This window comes from Alcanivorax sp. VBW004 (assembly GCF_009718865.1).
GTDB lineage: Bacteria > Pseudomonadota > Gammaproteobacteria > Pseudomonadales > Alcanivoracaceae > Alcanivorax.
The window spans coordinates 325,319-344,358 of sequence record NZ_WNHC01000001.1; the positions used below are offsets into that span (position 1 = coordinate 325,319).

Genomic DNA, 19,040 nt, shown 5'->3' on the forward strand with positions numbered 1-19,040 from the left:
TGTCGATTATGCCCGAGACACATAAAACACTATAATCACTGGCTAATTTGCATCTACTCTAATTGTTAACTCTCCGCCTCAGGCCTGTAATTGTGAGCACCCGCCAGCGAAGCAAGAAAAGCCAGTCCAACCCGGTTCGCAAAGGTCTGCACCCGAGAAACCTGCACAACCAGGGTTATGATTTTCCTGCTCTGGTAACTAGCTACCCGGCGTTGGCTTCCCATGTGAAGCCGAATCCTTACGGCGATCTTTCCATCGATTTCTCAAACCCGTTGGCAGTCAAGGCACTCAACGCCGCGTTACTAAAGCGATACTACAACATTGCCGATTGGGATATTCCGGACGGTGCACTTTGCCCTCCCATCCCGGGCAGGGCGGACTATATCCATTACATTGCCGATCTGATTGGGCCTGAAAATCCCGACACCAAGCTGCTTGATATCGGCACTGGCGCAAACGGCATCTATCCGCTACTGGCCTGCCGGATTTACGGCTGGCAGTGCGTCGGTAGTGACATTAACGCTCAGTCGCTTGCAAATGTGGCTGCGATTATCGACAGTAATCCCGACCTCAAAGAGCGCTTCACCCTGCGCACCCAAAACGACAAGAACCATAGTTTTGAAGGTATCATCCAGCCGGGAGAGTGGTTTGATGTCAGCGTATGCAACCCGCCTTTCCATGCCTCGCAGGATGAGGCACTGAAAAGTAGCCAAATGAAAGCCTCGAACCTTGCGCGCAATCGCGGTGAGGCAAAGGTGAAAAAAAAGGCGTCGAATCTCAATTTTGGTGGTCAGGGCGCTGAGCTCTGGTGCAAGGGCGGCGAGCTGTTGTTTCTCAAGAAAATGGTAAGAGAAAGCCAGGTGTATTCACCGCAATGCCGCTGGTTTACCAGCCTGGTTTCAAAATCCGACAATTTGAGACCTTTGAAGAAATTGATGCTGAAGGTCGGTGCCGTTGATATACGGGAAATTGAGATGAAGCAGGGTAACAAGGTTGCTCGAGTGCTGGCCTGGACATTTGCCCATTAGATGAATTGGAAATATGTAACGGGGGGGCGTAATTTCGCTTAACGCCAAGCTAAGCGGCGCCCCGGCAGGGGGGGTGGAGGCCGAACGCCGCAAAAAACTTAATTGACTGGTTATACGTTTTGGTACTTGGATACAATTCGACGGCACGCATCCGAAACCTCCGTTCTGTATGAGTTAATAATTTCACGCAACTCATTATCGGATTTTTCCAGCATGGCGGCAGAACATAGCGGGCGAACCTTCTTTGTTGGAAAATGATCCGTATCAGACGCGATTACGCCAAAAACATGGAACTCCGTCTCCCAAACTTCGCCGACAAGACAAGTACCAATGGAATTCAGCTCCAGTACCTTCTCTAGATAGTCTGCATCAGACTCAAGCAATGAACCAGCCAGCTCAATCGCTTTTGAGGCATACCGCTTCAACGCTGATTCATCGGTAAAAACTCTGTCCATAATTGACGTTCAATGTCGAGCGCAGCTGTAGCCATAAGTGGCGGCCTGTTTTCTAGGCCGGTGTTTATGTCTGTCAGACTGGCGCGATTTGTTAGGCGCTGCACACAAGGCAATAATCCCAGCTTTTTTTCTGCTTAAACCGCAAAGGATTTGCCTTGCATGAAGGGCCTTGCGAAAACTCCAAAACGACTTCATCTTTATCATTTATCCTGCCAAGCTTGTACTGGCACGTGATGTCTTGTTCGTCCTGGTGATTTTCATATGCCTCTAATTCTGAGTCGCCTAATATAATAGTGGGACACGATTCAGACTCCGAAGCAGTGATTGTAAGGTAGCCAGGATATTCATGCGTAAACGGAACCAAAGGAACGACAGGTCCAGCTACGAAGAGCCGAGATTCCGCTACACTTCCGAGAGACAATACAGAAAGTCCACAATCGTAGCTCGCACGTCCGTTCTGGATCTCCCAACCCTCACCGTTTATCGCAACGTAACTACGATCTCGAATCGCAGACGAGCAGCCTACACAAAAGATGACGATGATTATCAGAACGTATTTCATATTTTGCCTAACAGCGTATTAATTAGAACGTTCCGCATAACCCGGTTCCTTATAACTCTGGAGCTGTGCTCCCTTAACCACAAAAATCCTGCCATAACAATAGGTTGCGATGCTATAGCTAATTGCCTAAACGCAGTTAAAAGGAGCGTTCTATATAACTCCTGGAGAGTTGTCATCTATTGGATGACAACAAGGTACTTGATTATAAAGAAAATTGTGGCGGGTGCGGTGCGTAAGCGGGGCCGTTTCTGCTGAAAAAAAGCAAGCCAGCACTCTGCTGGTCTTATGTTAGTACGTCGTCATTCTCAGGCAGCTCGCGGTTTCTCGTGCATCCGGTTGGCCCGGCGGGCGGTGCCCAGATCAGAAGCGAAGTTTTTACGCCTTGCCGGTGCGTTCACGGTGGGGGCAGCCCGGCCAGCAACAGGGGCGGCGTTTGCCGGCGGTGAGATTTTCCTGGGCACGGGTAATGCGACCCCGTCGAGTGTCGGCTTTCTTGGCGTCTTCTATCCAGCAGATCCATTCGTTGCGCGCCAGTGGGGTGATGTCCTCCCACTGGGTGAGCATGGCTGGATCGGTTTGCAGGGTTTGCCGCAAGTCGTCGGGCAAGGCGTGGACGACGCCACCGCTGATGGTGCTGTTTTTCATGATGGCCTCCTCCCTGTTGCCGCCACGGTTACCCGGTTTGCTGGTTGTGGTTGGTTCTACGTCTACATATTTTCAGACGTTGGCATAATTGTGCATATGATGCTCTGAAAAATCCCACAGTTTTTTTGCGACGTCTGTATTGCCCGCTTCTGCTGAAGGCCGTGCGGCCCGGCAATGGGAAAAATAGCCGCCAGCGATGTCTTCAGCATTGTCATGGGTGGCACACAGGACGCTGGTGGCGGCGCCTTGATGCGGTGTTTTGGTAAGGGGGCTGACCAGTGTGAAGAGTGCCTGGGTCAGCCAGGATTCACGGCCGAATCCGGTGGTGACCAGCGCGCCGGGGTGTACGGCGCACGCGGTGAGGCCTTGGCTGCCATAGCGCTGCTGGAGTTCCAGCGCCATCAGGGCATTGCACAGCTTGGCTTGGCCATAGGCATTAAAGGCGGTTATGCGGTTTTGTTTTTTGGCCACAAGCAGGTTGTCGAAGTTCAGCCGCAAGGGATACCGGTGTGATTCGCTGGAGACCATGACGACACGAGGGGCTGGCGCCTTGAGGATCGTGTCGAGCAACCCTTTGGTCAGCATGAAATGGCCCAGGTGGCAGACGGCCACGGTTCGCTCGATTCCCTGATCGGTTAGCCGATATTTGGTCGACATGGAGCCGGCATTGCAGATGAGTATGTCCAGTTGGGGAATGTGCTCACGTTGGGCAATATCCTCCAGACAGGCTTGGATGCTGGCTGGATCGGCAAGGTCCAGAGAGACCAGTTCAACCTGGGCATCGGGGTGGTCGCGGCGAATGCTGGAAATGGCATCTTCGCCAAGGGTTGGATTTCGGCAGGCCAGGATAACAAGCGCCCCGGCTGCAGCCAGAGAACGGGCCGTTTCATAGCCAATGCCGCCATTGGCGCCGGTCACCATGGCGATTTTCCCTGACAGGTTCTTTCCTTCCAGCACTTGGTCGGCGGTGCTGTTGCGATTGAATGTGGATGACAGCGTCATGATGATCCTTTTGTGTATTGAATTGGCTTGTGTATCAGTGTTGATCAAGCCGGATAAACGGCTGTACCTGTTCCAGTTCAAACGCCAGCTCCAGCAAGGTGCGCTCCTCGCCGTGACGGCCGTTGAGCTGGACGCCGATGGGCAGGCCGTTGTCGGCCTGGCCCAGCGGCAGGGACAGGCCCGGGCTGCCGGAGGCGTTGTTGGCCGGGGTGAAGGTGGTGTAACGCAGCAGGCGTTCCAGCTGGGTGTCGAAGTCCACATCGGCGCCCAGATAGCCCAGCTCCGGCGTGGTGTGGGCCAGCACCGGGGTGAGCACCACGTCGTACTGGTTGAATACTTCTGCGTAGCGGGCCTGGCTCTGGCGAAGCTGGCGCAGCATGCCGGGGGTTTTCAGGAAGCGTTGACGGTAATAGCGGGCCAGACCCTGTGAAAGCGGGTCCAGCTGCTGACTATCGAACCCCTGAGGGAAAAGGGCGCGGCCGAATTTACTGACGAAGAAAGCCAGCATGGCCCAGTAAAGTAGGAAGTCGTCCACGAAACGTTGCGGTAAATCGATGCGAGCCACGTCCACATGATGCCCTAGATCGGACAGCTGCTTGGCGGCGGTTTCCACGGCGGCGCGGGTTTGCGGGCAGGTGGGGTCGCCGGCGATGGAGTCCACCATCAGGCCGATGCGTAGCCGCTGTTTGCCGGGGCCGGTGACGTGCCCGACAGCGGGGAGCTTGCTGTTGCGATAGTACTTTTCGGCTTCGGCGAAGAAGTTGGCGGTGTCGCGTACGGTGCGTGTGAGTACGCCATCACTGATGATGTTGACTGGCAAGGCTTTGGCGGCTTCCTGGGTGACCAGGCGCCCACGGGTACTTTTCAGGCCCACCAGGCCGCAGACGGCGGCGGGGATGCGAATGGAGCCGCCGCCGTCGTTGCCGTGGGCAATGGGCACGGCGCCCGCGGCCACCAGTGCGGCGCTGCCGCCGGAAGAACCGCCGGCGGAGTGGTTCAGGTGCCAGGGGTTGCGGGTGGCCGGGGCGTGAGCCATCTCGGTGGAGGCGGTAAAGCCGAAGGCGGGCAGGGTGGTCTTGCCCAGCAAGTTAAAACCCTGAGCGAGATACTGCTTCGCCAGTACGCTGGTTTTCTTCATGGGCTTGCCGCCCACGGCGGCACTGCCATGGCCGGTGGGCAGGCCGCGCAGGTCGATATTGTCCTTGATCAAGCTGGGAGCGCCGGCAAAAAAGCCCTCAAAATGCTTGTTGTTGGCTCGTCCTCGCGCTTCTGCATAGGTGTCCAGCACCAGCCCGTTGAGGGTGGGATTGACCCGCTGCAAGCGGGCGATGGCGGCCTCGGTGGCGTCGGTTGTGCTGATGTCGCCGCGCTGCAGGCGTTCTGCCAGGGCGGTGGCATCATCGGTGCCCAGGGCGTCATCGGTAAAGGCGTGAAGCGTGTGCTGTGTCATGGTCTCTCACGGGCAGGTTGTTATTTTGCACGAATGTACCAATTTGACGCGAGCCAGGCAGGGGCGGATCGGGCCAATCGGGTTGGCGGCAGAGGCTTTCAGGGGCGGGCCCGTTCCACGCGCTTGTGCTGGGCCAGCAAGTGGCGGGCCAGGGTGGTCAGTTCGGCAATGCTGCCGACCACGGCATCCGGGCGGTGGGGGTGTTTGACCGTGTGCGGAAAAATCTTGTCCAGCCAGGCCTGATCCCAGCCCGCGCCATTGTAGAAAATGGAGGTGACGCCGGCTTCCTTGGCGGCAATCACGTCGGTGGTGCTGTCGCCCACGTACCAGCAGCTTTCGGCGGGAGGCCTGTTGAGCATCTCCATGGCCTTCAACAGCATCTGTGGCGAGGGTTTGCGTTTTTCCACATCGCTGCCGCATACCACGACATCGAACAGGTCTTCCCAGCCGGTGCCGTCTACCAGCGCCAGTTCATGCTCCAGAAATTCCCGTTTACGGTTGGAGATCAGCCCGGTTTTCACGCCCAGCTCACGCAGGTGTTCCAGTTGCGGTCGAATGTCCGGTTCCAGTGGATGCACCTCGGCCACGTATTTCCGGTAGGCCTGGTCAAACGCCTGGTGGGCGCGCCCTTTGGCGTCCTGATCACTGCCGAACAGCACTTCGAAAATATCGGTGCGGGAAATCTTCCGTTGAGACACGATTTTCGGGTGCAGACGATGGTGATCTTTCACATAAATCAGCAGCTTGGCATCTTCAATGGTTTTGGATTCATCCGGGTCCAGCAGCCGGTCCCACAGGTCGAGATTTTCTAGTTGGGGAAGGATGTCATCCACGGCGTGATACATGGCGTCATGGGTATCCACCAGGGTGGCGTGCCAGTCGATCAGAATGACATCGGGACGCGCATGGGGCAGTTGAAGGATGCTCATTATGAGGTTGCCCGTGGGTTGTGAGTAGTGGGTTATATCCTGGTCACATTGGCGTGTCGCCATGCCGTTAAGCTTAACCACCAGTATAGACAACCGCGTGTGTTTTTTAAGGCTCTGTAAGACGTGTCACCATTTTGAAAAGCTTTGGGTGGGACTATCGTGACACTCTGTAAAATTTGTGCTTCTATCGGAGGCGGATCACTGGTTTAACGTTGCAGCTCGGGGTGCTCAACAGTTCTGCCCGGGAATGGCGGCGATTAACAAAACAATGAACAGGGATGATGATCATGGGTACTCTCGCTTCCAGGCGCACCCTCGGTACAGCGCTGCTTCTTGCTCCTCTCACTTGTCTGGCGGATTCCTCTTTCGAAGTTTACGGCTTCGGGATGGTGGATTATGTACAGGCGTTTGATCGACCCAATCCGGATTGGGTGGGGGCGTTGCGCCCCAGCCGTATTCCCACCAACGCGTCCTCTGTTGGCAGTGACGGCCAGGCCACGCTGAGTGTCCGCCAGAGCCGCCTGGGTGTGAATAGCAGCACCATGGCCGGTGACAGTGAACTGACTACCAAATTCGAATTCGATATGTACGGCGTCGGCCCGGATGAGGGTCAGACGACGATTCGTTTGCGTCATGCCTACGGCGAGTGGAAATCCATTCTGGCCGGGCAAACCAACAGTGTCTTCATGGACGGGGATGTGTTCCCTAATGTGATCGACTATTGGGGCCCGTCCGGCATGGTGTTCCTGCGTAATCCGCAGATTCGCTGGACGCCGGTGCAGGGCGACCAGACCGTGGCAGTCGCGATTGAAACTCCGGGTAGCGGGGTAGATAACGGGCTGGATCCGAATACCACTGCGGGTGATAACGAATACCCTGATCTCACTGCGCACTTCCGCCAGGTTGGCGATTGGGGGCACTTCCAGGTAGCGGGTATCTTGCGCCAAGTGGGCTATGACACTCCCGGCGCTCCCGATGGGAGCCCGGACGACAGCGAGCTGGGGTGGGGCGTTAACCTGACCACGACGATCAATTTGCTGGAAAAAGACCGCCTGATTCTGGGTGTAGTTCATGGTGATGGTATTTCCAACTACATGAACGACGGTGGGGTCGATATGGCGCCGGATGGTAATGCCATTGATCCGGATTACCAGGTGGTGCCACTGACCGGCCTGATCAGTTATTACGAACATGCCTGGAATGACCGTTACAGTTCCGCTATTGGCTATAGCTCTACCGAAATCGACAACACGGATTTCCAGGGCCCGGATGCCTTCAATAAGGGCGAGTATGCCTCCACCAACTTGCTCTATACCCCTAATGACAAGGTAATGATGGGGGTGGAATACCTGTTTGGTAAGCGCACCGCCAATGACGGTGACAAGGGTTACGACCGCCGTGTCCAGTTCAGCGTCAAATACAGCTTTTCCAGTGGCAATCTGCTTTAAGTGGAAGCCGGAATCTCTCAGAGGGAGCATGAGTAATGCAATATTCACGTAAGTTCTTCAGCCTGTTTTTTGCCGGTATGCTGGCGGTGGCAAGCGCCAGCTGCTCGGCAGAAAACGAGGCGCCAGCGGCGTCTCCGGTGGACAGCAAGCTCACCGAAAAGAACATCAATGCCGAATTGAAAAAGGCCTACGACAAGTACAAGGGCCTGAAGGAAGGCGCCAACGCGGATTACATCCCGGCGCTGGACAAGGTGGATTCCAACATCTTCGGTATTGTGTTGGTGACGGTGGACGGCAAGGTCTACACCGTGGGTGACATCGAATCGGAAGTGTCGATTCAGTCCATCTCCAAGGTCTTCACCATGGCCAAGGTGACAGAGGAAAAAGGCATTGATGCCCTGCCCAAGAATGTGGGCGTAGACGCCACCGGCCAGGTATTCAATTCCATCTATGCCATCGAGCAGAACCAGGGCCATGAAATGAACCCGTTGGTGAATGCCGGTGCGATTACCACCACCAGCATGGTGCAGGGCAAGAGCTACAACGAAATCTGGAACAAGATTCTCGGTTATTACAGTGATTTTGCTGGTCGGGATCTGACCGTGCTGGAAGATATCTACAAGTCGGAAGCTGCCACCAACCAGCGTAACCAGGCGATTGCTCACCTGATGTATGCCTACGGCCATATCGAAGGCGACCCGCTGCAGGCCACCGATATTTATACCCGTCAATGCTCTGTGGGTGTCAACACGAAGGATCTGGGGGTGATGGCAGCCACTCTGGCCAATGCAGGCACCAACCCGGTTACCGGTAAGTCGCTGGTCAACCCGGAAGACATGCCGGAAATTCTGGCGGTGATGGCGACGGCCGGGCTGTATGACGATGCGGGCAAGTGGTTGTACAAAACCGGCCTGCCTGCCAAGAGTGGTGTGGGCGGTGGTATTATTGCCGTTTCCCCGGGCAAGTTCGGCATCGCGGCTATTTCCCCGCCGCTGGATGCGGCCGGTAACAGCGTACGTGCCCAGAAAGCCATTGCTGATATCTCCGCAGCGCTGGGGGGCAACCCGTACGAAGCCGCACCTTATGGTAAGTAATGAAAAAAGTCGTTGTTAATGGCTGGCCGGTAATGGCCGGCCGACCTTTCTCGTCTGACAGTGCTTCCTGCCAGACAACCAAACAGGCAGCCTTCTGGGCTGCCTGTTTGGTTGTCGGCACCTTTCCTGCCGTTGCCTTTGCTGCGGACCAAACCTTTGACACGGCCAGTACCCCGCCGGAGATCTGGCAACCGCCCAGCTTTGATGTGCAGCAATGGGACTGGATTCAGCTGGATACTGGTGAGTGGGTGAAGGGCCGTATAAAGGTCTTGCATGAAGAGTCGGTGGAAATCGACAGTGATCATTTCGATCTGATTTCGATTGACTGGGAAGACGTGGCCTATATCCGCACGGGGCGCGTCATGTCGGTGCTGCTGGATGGCGGTGAAGTGATCCTGGGGCGTTTAACCACGGAGCGGGGCAAACTGCTGGTGGGCGGTGAACCGGTTGAGTTTCCGCAGGTCGTGGGTATTGCCTCGGCTTCACCCAGAGAGTTTGATTTGTGGACCGCAGATGTTTCGGTGGGCCTGAATTTCCGCAGTGGTAACGTGGAACAGAAAGACCTGAACACCAAGGTTTCACTGAAACGCCGCACGGTAAAGAATAATACCAAGATGAGTTATACCGGTAACTATTCGGAATCGGAGTCCGAGCAGCTGGCCAATAACCACACGGCGAGCCTGAGTCATGATTATCGGATCAGCCATAAGTGGTTTTTCAGGCCGATTCAGGCGGAATATTACCGTGATCCGTTCCAGAACCGTGAAGCAGAATGGACGGTAGGTTTTGGTGCGGGGTACCAGATTTTTGATACGCCGAAGCTGGATTGGACGGTCTCGGCCGGTCCCGGCTATCAGCGTACCGAGTACGTGGACGTGGCGCCCGGCGAAGACCGTACCGTGTCTACGCCTGCATTGCTGTTGGGCACTTATTACGATCAGGATATTACCGACAATATCGATTTCCAGATTGATTACCAGGTGACCTTGACGGAAGAGGACGCGGGCCGTGCCAAGCATGACTTCTATATGGCGCTGGACGTGGATCTGACCAGCCGTCTGGACCTGAGGCTGGCGGGTACCTGGAAGCGGATTGAAAGCCCGCAACCAGACAGCGACGGCATTACCCCGGAAAAAGACGACTTTACCGCTACCCTGGGGCTTGCCCTGGAGATATAAGTGGTGAGGTGACGTGCGCGACGCCGAATGCCTGGCGTCTTCTCCGTTTATTCAAAACCGCAAAATAGAGAGAGTGTTGTCTGTGGCAGGCTGCCTGCAGCCAGGCTGGCTACAGGCATCCTTTGTACCGGTAAAATTAAAGCTGGCCCAGCACCGTGTCGGCGCTGCTTTTGTCCACGCCTTTGGCGTCCACACCGATGTATTCCACCACGCCATCGTTGGCGATCAGGGCGAAACGCTTGCTGCGAATCCCCATGCCGCCACCGGTGGCGTCCAGTTCCAGCCCCAGCGCCTTGGCAAACTCGGCATTGCCGTCTGCCAGCATGGTCAGGCGCTCGGCGTTTTGGTCTTTCTGCCAGGCATCCAGCACGAAAGCGTCGTTAACGGCCATGCAGGCAATGGCATCCACCTTGTCCAGCAGGGCGTCGGCATTCACGACAAAGCCGGGCATGTGGGTGTTGGAGCAGCCGGGCGTGAAGGCGCCGGGTACGGCAAACAGCACTACCTTGCGACCTTTGAAAAATTCCCCGGTGTTGAGGTCTTCCGGGCCATCTGGGCCGTTGGTTTTCAGGGTGATGGAGGGAAGGGTATCGCCAACTGCAATGCTCATGATTCGCGTCCTTGGCTTGAGAATGGACACTCACTGTAGCAAAGAGACACGGACAAAAAAGGGTGTTTACGGACAGAGAGGCAAACCACCGCCACAGGGGCCTGTGAATGTGGCTTGTCCGCTGGTGTTGAATGCGAAACAGGTTCAGGGTAACTATCTGTTGAAACAGGCAAAAGGAGAAAGTTGTGGGTCAGACAATAGTCATTACCGGAGCGAATCGCGGAATCGGCCTTGCCATGGCGCAGGCGTGGTGTGCCAGAGGAGATACTGTGCTGGCCACTTGCCGCCAGCCCTCTGCAGCGCTGTTGGAAAGCGGCGCCAAAGTGATCGATGGCGTGGATGTGAGCACGGCGGACGGGGTGATGAACCTGCAGAATGCGCTGGGCGAGACCTCGGTAGATGTGCTCTATAACAACGCCGGCATCATGTGCAGTGAAACGGTGGACGCCATGGATTTTGACGCCATGCGCGACCAGTTTGAGGTCAATACGCTGGGGCCGCTGCGGGTCACCACGGCCTTGCTGGGCAACCTGCATGCGGGCAGCAAGGTGGGCCTGATGACCTCGCGAATGGGGTCCATAGCGGATAATACCTCCGGCGCCAAATACGGCTATCGGGCCAGCAAGGCCGCCCTGAATGCGGTTGGCAAGTCCCTGGCGGTGGATTTGGCGGCGCGCAGCATTGCGGTGGCGATTCTGCACCCGGGCTGGGTGCAGACTGACATGACCCGGCAGAGCGGTAATCTGACGGTGGAAGAAGCGGCCAGCGATCTGATTGCGCGGATGGACGCCCTGACCCTGGAAAACAGCGGGACCTTTTGGCACTCCGATGGCAGCGTGCTGCCCTGGTGATGGGGTTGCGTTCCCTGAATACAGAAGAGGGTTTCACCGAATGCTGATGGAGAACAAGTCATGACGCACGCTGTGCGCTTTCAACATCCACGCTACACCATTCGCCGCAAGTTCTTCCGGTTCTTCGGTGATGCGTTCCACCTTTATACGGATGATGGGGAACTGGCGCTTTACTCCAACATGAAGCGCTTCCGCATCCGCGAAGACATCCGGCTTTACGCGGACGAAAGTCAGGACCAGGAGTTGCTGCGAATTTCCACTCGCAGCATTTTCGATTTCGCTGGCGCCTATGACGTACATGATTCGCAAAGCGATGAGCATGTGGGGACGCTGCGGCGGTCGGGCTTCAAGTCGTCGTTCCTGCGCGATCACTGGACCTTTCTGGATAGTGGTGGCCAGGAAATCGGTACCCTGCAGGAAGACTCCATGCTCAAGGCACTGGTGCGCCGCTATATCGAAGCGTTGGCTTTTTTCTTTCCGCAGCACTACCACGCCACCGTGGGGGAGAGCCCCGTGGCCGAGTATCGCCAGCGCTTCAATCCCTTCATTCTGAAGCTGGATGTGGATTTCACAGCCGATCGTGAGGGTCGGTTGGACAAGCGCTTGGGGATTGCTGCCGGGGTGTTGATGTCAGCTATCGAAGGCCGGCAGGAGTGACAGGAAAAGGCGCTTTGTGGATGAGCGTGGACGGCAGGCTGATCGATTTATTGTGAAGCTGTGGCATTTTGCAAAAAGCTCGGCGCTGAAAGTCTGACGAGAAACGTTTGCAGACTGCGATGAGCAAAAAAATCCCGGACAGGGCTGCCTGTCCGGGCAATTTTGCTGTCGTTGGATCAGTGGCGGCGTCGCAGTCCGCCGCCGATCAGCAGGATAAGGAAGGGCAGCAGCGCTCCGATACCGAAGGCGCCACCGCCTCCACCACCACCGCTGCTATAGGACGGCCGGTTGCTGGTGTACATGGGCTGGGCGGTGTCCGCACGGTTGCTGGTGGGGGCGTTAGCCTGACGCTGGGCCTTGGCCAGTTTTTCGATTTCCCGGCGTTTGGCGTTGCGGCGGTCGATACCGTATTCAGCGAATACTTCGTCGCGCAACACCACCATGGAGGTGTAGTTGGTGACCAGGCCGTATTCCAGGCCCAGATCCACGATGCCCTGTTGCAGGTCCTTTTCCTCCCCGAAATAATTAATCTCCTGCTGCATGTCCTGGATGGTGGCATAGGCCCACAGGCGTTCCAGCTCCGGGTTGTCACCGCCCTGGGCGGGGAAATTGAAGCGGGTTTTGTACTGCTTGTTTTGGCCCGCCACGTTGGCACGCAGGGTGACTTTTGCCGGGCCGTCGCCCCAGTAATGGCCGAGCAGCACGATTTGGCGGCCGTGGTAAATGCTGCCGATGCGCTGGGGCTGGAGATCTGCGGTACGTACCCCGTCGATATCGATTTCAACGTCATTCATGGCCTGGTGGGTGAGCTTGGCAGTGGCGTTAAGAATCTGCCCGGCGATGTCATCGCTGTTGGAGACGCTGATGGCAAAGCCGTTGCTGGCATTGGTCATGGCGGTAAGCATGGGCCGGTTGGCGCTGTTACCCATGACAAAAGTGAACAGACGAACGTCGTGGTTTTCCAGCAAGTCGATAAAATCTTTTTGCTGGGTTTTGCCCACGTTGGCCACACCGTCGGTGACCAGCACGATGCCGGTGGGGCGGTCTGCGTCCAGTGGGTTCAGGGCCAGGCTCAGGCCGCCGAACAGGTTGGTACCTCCCCGCGACTGGAGCTGCATGACCTTTTTGGTGTACTGGCGAATATTGTTCGGGGTGGCGTCTACAAAGCCACTGGTGAGTTCTTCGGCGCGGTCATCGAACAGCACGATACGGAAGCGATCGCCGCCGCGCAGTTTGCCCAGCGCCTGGCTGACGCCGTCGCCCAGGGTGGCCAGTTTGGCGCTCATGGAGCCGGAAATATCCAGTACGAACACCCAGTCGCTACCGGTGGTGATCGGGGGCAGATCATCACCGGGGGTGATACTGAGCATGAAGGTGCCACGGTCCTTGCCCGGTGCCTTGTAGGCCACCAGATCCACGCTGCCGGGAAGGTCCTGCTGGTGGCGCCAGTAGACCACGATGTCCTGGTCCAGGGTGAAGGCATTGGCCGGTTGGCCGTTGGCAGCCGGTGGTGCGAAGTTGGGGTTCTCGCTGTTTGTTTCTTCTTCACTGCTGGCGGTGGCCGTGCGGTTGTCCAGTGTTACCTGCCATTGTTGTGGGCCCAGCTGCTGGATCTGTGCCTGGGGATGTTTGGGCAGCCGCAGTGCATCCACCGGGTAGCCGCTGCGCAGGTTCAGGGTAAAACTGAAGTGTTCTTCAACGCTGTCGTTGGCGGTCCAGAAGGCCAGCTTCTTCTCGTCCACGCCGCCTTCCTCCAGCGGGTACACATAACGGCCGATGCCGGTATCCACGGAGGCAGGCTGCATGTAGACCAGCCGCACCCGGGTATCCTGACCGGCGCGCACAGGCTGCACCTTCACATCAAACGCCTTGTAGCTGTCTTTCTCGGTGAGCCCGGCTTCACGGCCGGCGGCTTTTTCCTGCTCGTATACCTGGCGGGCCTGCTCTTTTTCCAGCACTTCACCGATCACCGGTTTGTCGTCGATCCATACGGTGAATTCGGCCACGGTGCCTTTTTCGGGAACCGGAAAGCGGTAGTAGGCTTCCAGGTCCTGATCATTGGGGTTGTGGAACACCTGCTCGACTTCGGTGATGGCATAGCCGTCTTCCACATCCACAGTGACATGCTGTTCGCGGATCTGTAGCGGTGGCAGGTTGCTGTCGACGGGGGCCATCAGCCCGGCGGCGATGCCGTGCTGAGTGGCGGTCAGGGCGCTGAGTGTCAGCGCCACCGTGGCGAGAAGACGTTGGAATCGATTCCTGAAACCCATGAGGATTCTCCTTGTTATCGGTCATGGGCTACGTTGTACGCGCTGGCGTCTCTTTTGTTAAACAGTGTTCATTAACAAGACATGTCGCAAGGTGTTCAATAGAACGCGAATGTGGGTATTACCCGTTATGGATCAGTTGTTTACGTGTGGCATCGACTAATGCAGCGAAATCCGGGCGGGCAATGACGGCCAGCACCAGAGTGTAGACACCGTTGAGCAATGCCAGCAGCACATCAGCCTGCATCAGGCTGAGGGCGATCACCCCCATGGAAACCGCATCCAGAATGCCCAGCAGCATGAACATGCTGGCCTGCACTTTGGCAACCGCCTGATCGTCGGAAGAGTCGGCGGGAGTAACGGTCTGGGCCTGGCGGCTGGCGATGGCTGAGGGAGATAGCAGCACATTACGCAGCGGTCGTGCCACCACCAGCATCAAGCCCATGGCACCCATAGCCCCCATGCGCAGGGTTTCCTGCGGCAGCAGATCAACGGAGGCGGTGTAGTTACCAAACCAGACCAGTCCGGCGATGGCGATCCCGATCAGCATGGGGGCGGAGAGCACCAGAAACCAGAACATATTAAGCCGCTGTACGGCGGAGCTGGACGCGGACATAAGTGATTCCTGTAATCGGTTACTGGCGCTTGAGCGGTTGAATAGAACGGTGTGGTTTAGTCCCTGAAATTATTGAACTGCAGCGGCGTTTCGATTTTTGATTCCCGCAGCAATGTCATTACTGCCTGCAGGTCATCGCGCTTCTTGCCGTTCACCCGTACCTGATCACCCTGGATCGAGGCCTGCACCTTGATCTTGCTTTCCTTTATTTGCTTCACAATTTGCTTGGCAACGGGTTGATCGATGCCCTGGCGGAAGGTCAGGGTCAGTGAGAAGGTTTTGCCGCTGTGTTCAGGCTCTTCCGGTTTGTCGGCGCCGGCGGCGCTGATGTTTTGTTTCAGGCAGGCTTTGCCGAACAGTTCTTCCAGCTGGCGAACCTGAAAATCGGATTCGGTTTTCAGGGTAACGGCCAGGCCGTTCTGCTCGATGCTGGCCTCGACGCCGCGGAAATCGAACCGGGTGGAAAGCTCGCGGTTGGCGTTATCCACCGCGTGGCGAAGGGCGACTTCATCAATCTCGGAAACAATATCGAAAGACGGCATAAGGGGTCCTGTCGGCAGTAATGAGCGTGTCTTGATGGGCAATTATACAGAGGCAGACCGGTGACAGGGCAAGTCGGGGTGGTTGTCGTCAATGCGGGTGCGGTGGGCTATCCGATATACTGCGGTGCTCTGTTACGCTGCGGCCCGGTCCGCAGGACGAAAGATAACAACCATTTGAGGGTAGGGTATGCAGAACCAGTCCACAGGCGGGCCATCCCGTGTGCCATTGGGGCAGCGAATCGGCCAGGCTCTGCTGCGGCTCACCGGCTGGACAGCCGGCCCCTTCCCGGATATCGACCGTGCAGTGATTGCCGGCGGCCCGCATACCTCCAACTGGGATGGTGTGCTGGCGTTGGTGAGCCGCTCCGCGCTGCAGAAAGACGTCAACGTGATGATCAAAAGCAGCCTGTTCAAGGGGCCCTTGGGGGCGTTGTTGCACGCGTTGGGGGCCATGCCGATTGAGCGGGGCAAGGCCGGCGGTATGGTTGAACAAACTGTGGCGGCGTTTGCAGAGCGTGAGAAATTGCTGATCGCGGTGACCCCGGAAGGCACCCGCAGCAATGCAGACCAATGGAAACTGGGGTTCTATCACATTGCCCGCCAGGCCAACGTGCCGATTATTCTGGCGTTGGCGGACTACAAGGCAAAGACCTTTTCGTTCCCCGTGGTGATTTATCCCGGCGATGATATGGAAGCGGATCTTCAGCAGATCTACTCGCACTTTGCGCGAGCGACGCCGCGCCATGCGGACAAGCTCTCTGCGCCAGTCTCTGCGGCAAAAGCGGCGCGTGAGGCTGACGCGCAATAACCGCATGCTGGGTCAAGGCGTCTTTGGTGAGTGGGTGTCGGAACGTAAGAAGGGAGAAGCGGGCAGGCCTCGAACCGAGAGGCCTGCCGGGTGGTTTTAGAATGCCAGCACCATATCGGTGGTGAAGGCCCAGCCGTTACCGCCCAGCTGGAACGGCACGCTGCTGTACCCCACCGGTGAATCCTTCAGGTAGAGGCCCTGCACGTTGAAGCGGAACTCCTTGCGTTTGAACGGGAACCAGTTGAAGCCCACGCTCAGGTCGTGGGGCGTGCCGTACTCACCCTGGATCTCGGAATAGGCCACATAGGGTTGCAGGGTTTTCGGGATGGCCATCATCGACGCCTGTACCTGGTACCCCTTGTCGTCCAGCTCGTCCACCGGCAGTGGCCCGTTGGCATCGAACTTGTCCACCCAGCGATGGTAGAACTCGGCCTCCAGGAACCAGCCCCGGTATTTCAGGCCCGCATTGGCGGCGGCCATCTGGTAGGTGGCCTGGTCGATGGCGGTGCCGTTGTTGAACGGATCCGCCTGGAAAATCAGGGTGCCGTCGGACAGCCGAATCTGGGAATTTTCGAACGAGTTTGTACCGGGCTGGGCCTGGGCATCTTCTCGGCTGTGGGTGAAATGAATGCCGAAACGGGTGGCCAGCTGTTCGTGGAACTCGTAGTCCCCCAGGCCTTCACCGGGGCCATACTCACCGGTGGTGGGCATCCACCACAGGGCGCCCGATGCGGTGTTGAGTCCGTCATCCAGCTGACTGCCGCTGACCCCCAGTTGGCTCAGGTTGTTACCGAGCATGGCGCGGTACATCAGCCCTTCGGCAATTTCACCTTCCGCCCAGATACCGGTGGTGTATGAGCCGCGGAAGAATTCATCCGCAATGGTGCGATGATCGTTCTTCAGCCAGTTCGGGAAGGTGTAGTTGGTGGAGCGCGTGGACGGCAAGGCACCGATACCGGCATAGAGTTTGAACGCCGGGTTGAAGTGGTACCCCAGGTTACCGGCCACGACTACCTGTGCCGGGTCGCCCTGGCTGGTGTTGGACGTCCACGTGTAGAAGAGGTAATGCAGCTTGGGATCAAAGATCCAGCCCCTGAAGCTGATGTTTACCTTCTGAAACTGGAAGTCATTACGCGGATCGACACTCGAGGTGCGCCCGAAATCATCGGTATAGCTGCGCTCGAAATCCTTTTGATTCAGATAGCGGGTGTAACTGAAAACCCCGAAGTTGACTTCACCCATGTCCGAGTTGAACAGGTTAAAGCCTTTGCCCGGCCGGTAGCCCAAACTGCTGCCAGGATTATCGGCAGGGTGCTGGGGGGCCGGTGTGCTTTCCCCGTACAGTTCGGTTTCCAGCTGCTGGATGCGCTGATCGAACTCCTGGCTCTGTTGCTCCAGGTTCTGGCGCAGGGAGCGCAGTTCCTGAAGCTGTTTTTCCACCGCCGGGTCGGTGGTTTCAGCTTGTACCGGATTGGCAAGCAAGGCCGCGCAGAGCGCTGCCGAAGAAGAGGTGATTTTTCGCATTCCCGAGTCCTTTATTATCCGCTTTTGCTGGTGTCATCTGCAGGGCAAACGTTGGGTGCGTTGTAATCCAGGTCCATCAGACGGAAGTAGTTGGCGCCCAGTGCGATATTATGGAATGCCTCGTCGTCCAAGGCTTTCAGGGCACGGCTGGTGACGTCCAGCTCCTTGCCATACTGGTCATCTGCCTTGTAGCCAGCCGCCACAAAGTCGGTGCCTGGCAGGATGCGGGTGGAGTATTCGTTAAAGAAGGGAATGTAGATATCACCCCACTGGTGATACTCGTTGTAAAGCACGTCCCAGGAGATATCCAGCATCAGGTTGGGGTACTTGTCGAGCAGCCCCTTGAGGATGGTGACATGCTGCACCGGGTTCATCTTGCCCAATTCCTTGGAGAGCCCCATGTGCGCCCACACGATCTTGTTATCCGGGTAGGTGGCGAGGATATGTTTCATCAAGGGCAAGTGTTCGGTGGGGTTGGCGTCGTTACCGAGGTCGGAGTGGAAGGTAACGGGAATGCCGCGTTCCTGCAGCACCGCCATGAATGGCGCCCATTGATCGATGCTCTGCATGGTGGCCGGTTCGTGATTGTTTTTCAGTAGCGCCTGTTTCACCACATTCAGCTCGCCGCTCCAGCTGAACATGCCCGGGTACTCCCGGTCATACAGTTCGATCAGCTCCACCACGTTTTCCGGATGCGCCAGGTCCATGAAGGTCATGGACAGGGTGATGTGCAAATTGTCGTTGGGGTAGGCCACCGTTTCCATGCCATTGACGAAATCGTTCTTGATGCTCGGCTCGGCAGTAACGCCGGGGCAGTCCAGGTAGTAGTTACAGCCGGAATCCAGCTCCAGTATCTGGCCGATGCCGAAATAATTCACAACGCGAACACCCTGGTCTTCCAGCATGGTGTGCAGCTTTTCCGGTGGAATGGCGGCGCCACCGAAGGGGCGGGGGTGAAAGTGGGCATCCACCAGCGGGGTGTAGGGTTCTTTTTCCCGGTCGTAGCAGGCTTGCTGTTCGCTGGGCTGCTTCAGGGATTCCAGCGTCCGCTCATTGGCTGTGCGGGTCTGGGTCGCGGTGGTGGCGCAACCGGTGATCAACACGGCCACAGGAAGGGCGACAAGAGATTGACGAAAACGCGGTGAAACAACGGCTGCTGAAAGCTTGCCGAGAATATCCCTATTCATGATGAACTCCCCTGATTTTTTTATCGGTACCGGATTCACTGGATCGGTCTTGTTCGATACTAGGAGAAAATGTACAGGCCTACCACCTGCGCTGCCACGTAATGCGAGTGGGTGTGACAGAGCCAACAGTCCCTGTTCCTGCCTGACGCTGGTGCGCTCATCGACAGTCACCAGGTAGACGCTCGGT

At 57.0% G+C, this 19,040-nt stretch carries 18 protein-coding genes; 7 read left to right on the plus strand and 11 right to left on the minus strand.

The features are described 5' to 3' along the window. Positions 1-92 precede the first annotated feature (92 nt). Positions 93-1,028: a 23S rRNA (adenine(1618)-N(6))-methyltransferase RlmF gene (rlmF, locus tag F1529_RS01550; RefSeq protein ID WP_370456927.1), complete on the plus strand. Its 936-nt coding sequence runs from the start codon at positions 93-95 to the stop codon at positions 1,026-1,028. A gap of 110 nt (positions 1,029-1,138) precedes the next feature. Here the strand turns inward: rlmF and F1529_RS01555 are convergent, their stop codons facing one another. From F1529_RS01555 to F1529_RS01575, 5 genes are all read right to left on the minus strand, one after another. Beyond that, a complete protein-coding gene (locus F1529_RS01555) occupies positions 1,139-1,483 on the minus strand; it encodes a hypothetical protein (protein ID WP_155131499.1) in 345 nt (114 codons plus the stop codon). A 937-nt stretch (positions 1,484-2,420) separates the two neighbouring features. Then, positions 2,421-2,690, minus strand: coding sequence for a YdeI/OmpD-associated family protein (locus tag F1529_RS01560; protein WP_007149738.1), 270 nt, complete (start codon positions 2,688-2,690; stop codon positions 2,421-2,423). Between the two features lie 72 nt (positions 2,691-2,762). After that, a complete protein-coding gene (locus F1529_RS01565; RefSeq protein ID WP_155131502.1) occupies positions 2,763-3,773 on the minus strand; it encodes an SDR family oxidoreductase in 1,011 nt (336 codons plus the stop codon). Continuing rightward, positions 3,727-5,142 (minus strand): amidase, encoded by a 1,416-nt coding sequence (locus F1529_RS01570; protein ID WP_155131505.1) that lies wholly within the window; start codon positions 5,140-5,142, stop codon positions 3,727-3,729. The genes F1529_RS01565 and F1529_RS01570 overlap by 47 nt, the downstream gene beginning before the upstream one ends. Before the next feature lie 98 nt (positions 5,143-5,240). Beyond that, positions 5,241-6,071, minus strand: coding sequence for an HAD family hydrolase (locus F1529_RS01575; protein ID WP_007151379.1), 831 nt, complete (start codon positions 6,069-6,071; stop codon positions 5,241-5,243). A 287-nt stretch (positions 6,072-6,358) separates the two neighbouring features. Between F1529_RS01575 and F1529_RS01580 the strand changes: the two genes are divergently transcribed. Genes F1529_RS01580 through F1529_RS01590 form a run of 3 tightly spaced genes read left to right on the plus strand, consistent with a single transcriptional unit; the run spans position 6,359 to position 9,791 of the window. Then, entirely contained in the window at positions 6,359-7,519 is a 1,161-nt protein-coding gene (locus F1529_RS01580; protein ID WP_230457676.1) for a DcaP family trimeric outer membrane transporter, read from the plus strand. A gap of 35 nt (positions 7,520-7,554) precedes the next feature. Continuing rightward, positions 7,555-8,613 (plus strand): glutaminase A, encoded by a 1,059-nt coding sequence (gene glsA / locus F1529_RS01585; RefSeq protein ID WP_155131508.1) that lies wholly within the window; start codon positions 7,555-7,557, stop codon positions 8,611-8,613. Beyond that, positions 8,613-9,791 carry a YdiY family protein gene (locus F1529_RS01590; protein ID WP_155131511.1) on the plus strand — a complete coding sequence of 393 codons (1,179 nt, stop codon included), beginning with the start codon at positions 8,613-8,615 and terminating at the stop codon, positions 9,789-9,791. Before glsA ends, F1529_RS01590 begins: the two co-directional genes overlap by 1 nt. 136 nt (positions 9,792-9,927) lie before the next feature. Here the strand turns inward: F1529_RS01590 and F1529_RS01595 are convergent, their stop codons facing one another. Continuing rightward, on the minus strand, positions 9,928-10,401 hold the full coding sequence (locus F1529_RS01595) for a peroxiredoxin (protein ID WP_155131514.1): 474 nt from the start codon (positions 10,399-10,401) through the stop codon (positions 9,928-9,930). 185 nt (positions 10,402-10,586) lie between these two features. Between F1529_RS01595 and F1529_RS01600 the strand changes: the two genes are divergently transcribed. Both F1529_RS01600 and F1529_RS01605 read left to right on the plus strand, forming a co-directional pair. Then, positions 10,587-11,252, plus strand: a complete 666-nt coding sequence (locus tag F1529_RS01600; protein ID WP_370456928.1) for an SDR family oxidoreductase — start codon at positions 10,587-10,589, stop codon at positions 11,250-11,252. A 60-nt stretch (positions 11,253-11,312) separates the two neighbouring features. Continuing rightward, positions 11,313-11,909, plus strand: coding sequence for a hypothetical protein (locus F1529_RS01605; RefSeq protein WP_155131516.1), 597 nt, complete (start codon positions 11,313-11,315; stop codon positions 11,907-11,909). Positions 11,910-12,085: 176 nt separating this feature from the next. On the opposite strand, the gene F1529_RS01610 is transcribed toward F1529_RS01605, so the two are convergent. The 3 genes from F1529_RS01610 to F1529_RS01620 form a co-directional block, all read right to left on the minus strand. Then, on the minus strand, positions 12,086-14,179 hold the full coding sequence (locus F1529_RS01610) for a VIT and VWA domain-containing protein (RefSeq protein ID WP_155131519.1): 2,094 nt from the start codon (positions 14,177-14,179) through the stop codon (positions 12,086-12,088). Between the two features lie 118 nt (positions 14,180-14,297). Further along, positions 14,298-14,792: a hypothetical protein gene (locus F1529_RS01615; protein ID WP_230457677.1), complete on the minus strand. Its 495-nt coding sequence runs from the start codon at positions 14,790-14,792 to the stop codon at positions 14,298-14,300. A gap of 56 nt (positions 14,793-14,848) precedes the next feature. After that, on the minus strand, positions 14,849-15,334 hold the full coding sequence (locus tag F1529_RS01620; RefSeq protein WP_007151374.1) for a YajQ family cyclic di-GMP-binding protein: 486 nt from the start codon (positions 15,332-15,334) through the stop codon (positions 14,849-14,851). 187 nt (positions 15,335-15,521) lie between these two features. On the opposite strand from F1529_RS01620, the gene F1529_RS01625 reads away from it, so the two are divergent. Beyond that, positions 15,522-16,142, plus strand: a complete 621-nt coding sequence (locus F1529_RS01625; RefSeq protein ID WP_007150593.1) for a 1-acyl-sn-glycerol-3-phosphate acyltransferase — start codon at positions 15,522-15,524, stop codon at positions 16,140-16,142. 96 nt (positions 16,143-16,238) lie between these two features. On the opposite strand, the gene F1529_RS01630 is transcribed toward F1529_RS01625, so the two are convergent. Together F1529_RS01630 and F1529_RS01635 are read right to left on the minus strand one after the other, a co-directional pair. Next, positions 16,239-17,666: a hypothetical protein gene (locus F1529_RS01630; RefSeq protein WP_155131522.1), complete on the minus strand. Its 1,428-nt coding sequence runs from the start codon at positions 17,664-17,666 to the stop codon at positions 16,239-16,241. Between the two features lie 14 nt (positions 17,667-17,680). Beyond that, positions 17,681-18,853 (minus strand): amidohydrolase family protein, encoded by a 1,173-nt coding sequence (locus F1529_RS01635; RefSeq protein WP_155131525.1) that lies wholly within the window; start codon positions 18,851-18,853, stop codon positions 17,681-17,683. Positions 18,854-19,040 lie beyond the last annotated feature (187 nt).

Excerpts from the sequence above, each read along its gene's own strand:
- F1529_RS01555 (WP_155131499.1), bottom strand. The coding sequence starts at position 1,483 with ATGGACAGAGTTTTTACCGATGAATCAGCGTTGAAGCGGTATGCCTCA.
- F1529_RS01560 (WP_007149738.1), bottom strand. The coding sequence starts at position 2,690 with ATGAAAAACAGCACCATCAGCGGTGGCGTCGTCCACGCCTTGCCCGAC.
- F1529_RS01570 (WP_155131505.1), bottom strand. The coding sequence starts at position 5,142 with ATGACACAGCACACGCTTCACGCCTTTACCGATGACGCCCTGGGCACC.
- F1529_RS01575 (WP_007151379.1), bottom strand. The coding sequence starts at position 6,071 with ATGAGCATCCTTCAACTGCCCCATGCGCGTCCCGATGTCATTCTGATC.
- F1529_RS01580 (WP_230457676.1), top strand. The coding sequence starts at position 6,359 with ATGGGTACTCTCGCTTCCAGGCGCACCCTCGGTACAGCGCTGCTTCTT.
- glsA (WP_155131508.1), top strand. The coding sequence starts at position 7,555 with ATGCAATATTCACGTAAGTTCTTCAGCCTGTTTTTTGCCGGTATGCTG.
- F1529_RS01590 (WP_155131511.1), top strand. The coding sequence starts at position 8,613 with ATGAAAAAAGTCGTTGTTAATGGCTGGCCGGTAATGGCCGGCCGACCT.
- F1529_RS01595 (WP_155131514.1), bottom strand. The coding sequence starts at position 10,401 with ATGAGCATTGCAGTTGGCGATACCCTTCCCTCCATCACCCTGAAAACC.
- F1529_RS01605 (WP_155131516.1), top strand. The coding sequence starts at position 11,313 with ATGACGCACGCTGTGCGCTTTCAACATCCACGCTACACCATTCGCCGC.
- F1529_RS01610 (WP_155131519.1), bottom strand. The coding sequence starts at position 14,179 with ATGGGTTTCAGGAATCGATTCCAACGTCTTCTCGCCACGGTGGCGCTG.
- F1529_RS01615 (WP_230457677.1), bottom strand. The coding sequence starts at position 14,792 with ATGTCCGCGTCCAGCTCCGCCGTACAGCGGCTTAATATGTTCTGGTTT.
- F1529_RS01620 (WP_007151374.1), bottom strand. The coding sequence starts at position 15,334 with ATGCCGTCTTTCGATATTGTTTCCGAGATTGATGAAGTCGCCCTTCGC.
- F1529_RS01625 (WP_007150593.1), top strand. The coding sequence starts at position 15,522 with ATGCAGAACCAGTCCACAGGCGGGCCATCCCGTGTGCCATTGGGGCAG.
- F1529_RS01630 (WP_155131522.1), bottom strand. The coding sequence starts at position 17,666 with ATGCGAAAAATCACCTCTTCTTCGGCAGCGCTCTGCGCGGCCTTGCTT.
- F1529_RS01635 (WP_155131525.1), bottom strand. The coding sequence starts at position 18,853 with ATGAATAGGGATATTCTCGGCAAGCTTTCAGCAGCCGTTGTTTCACCG.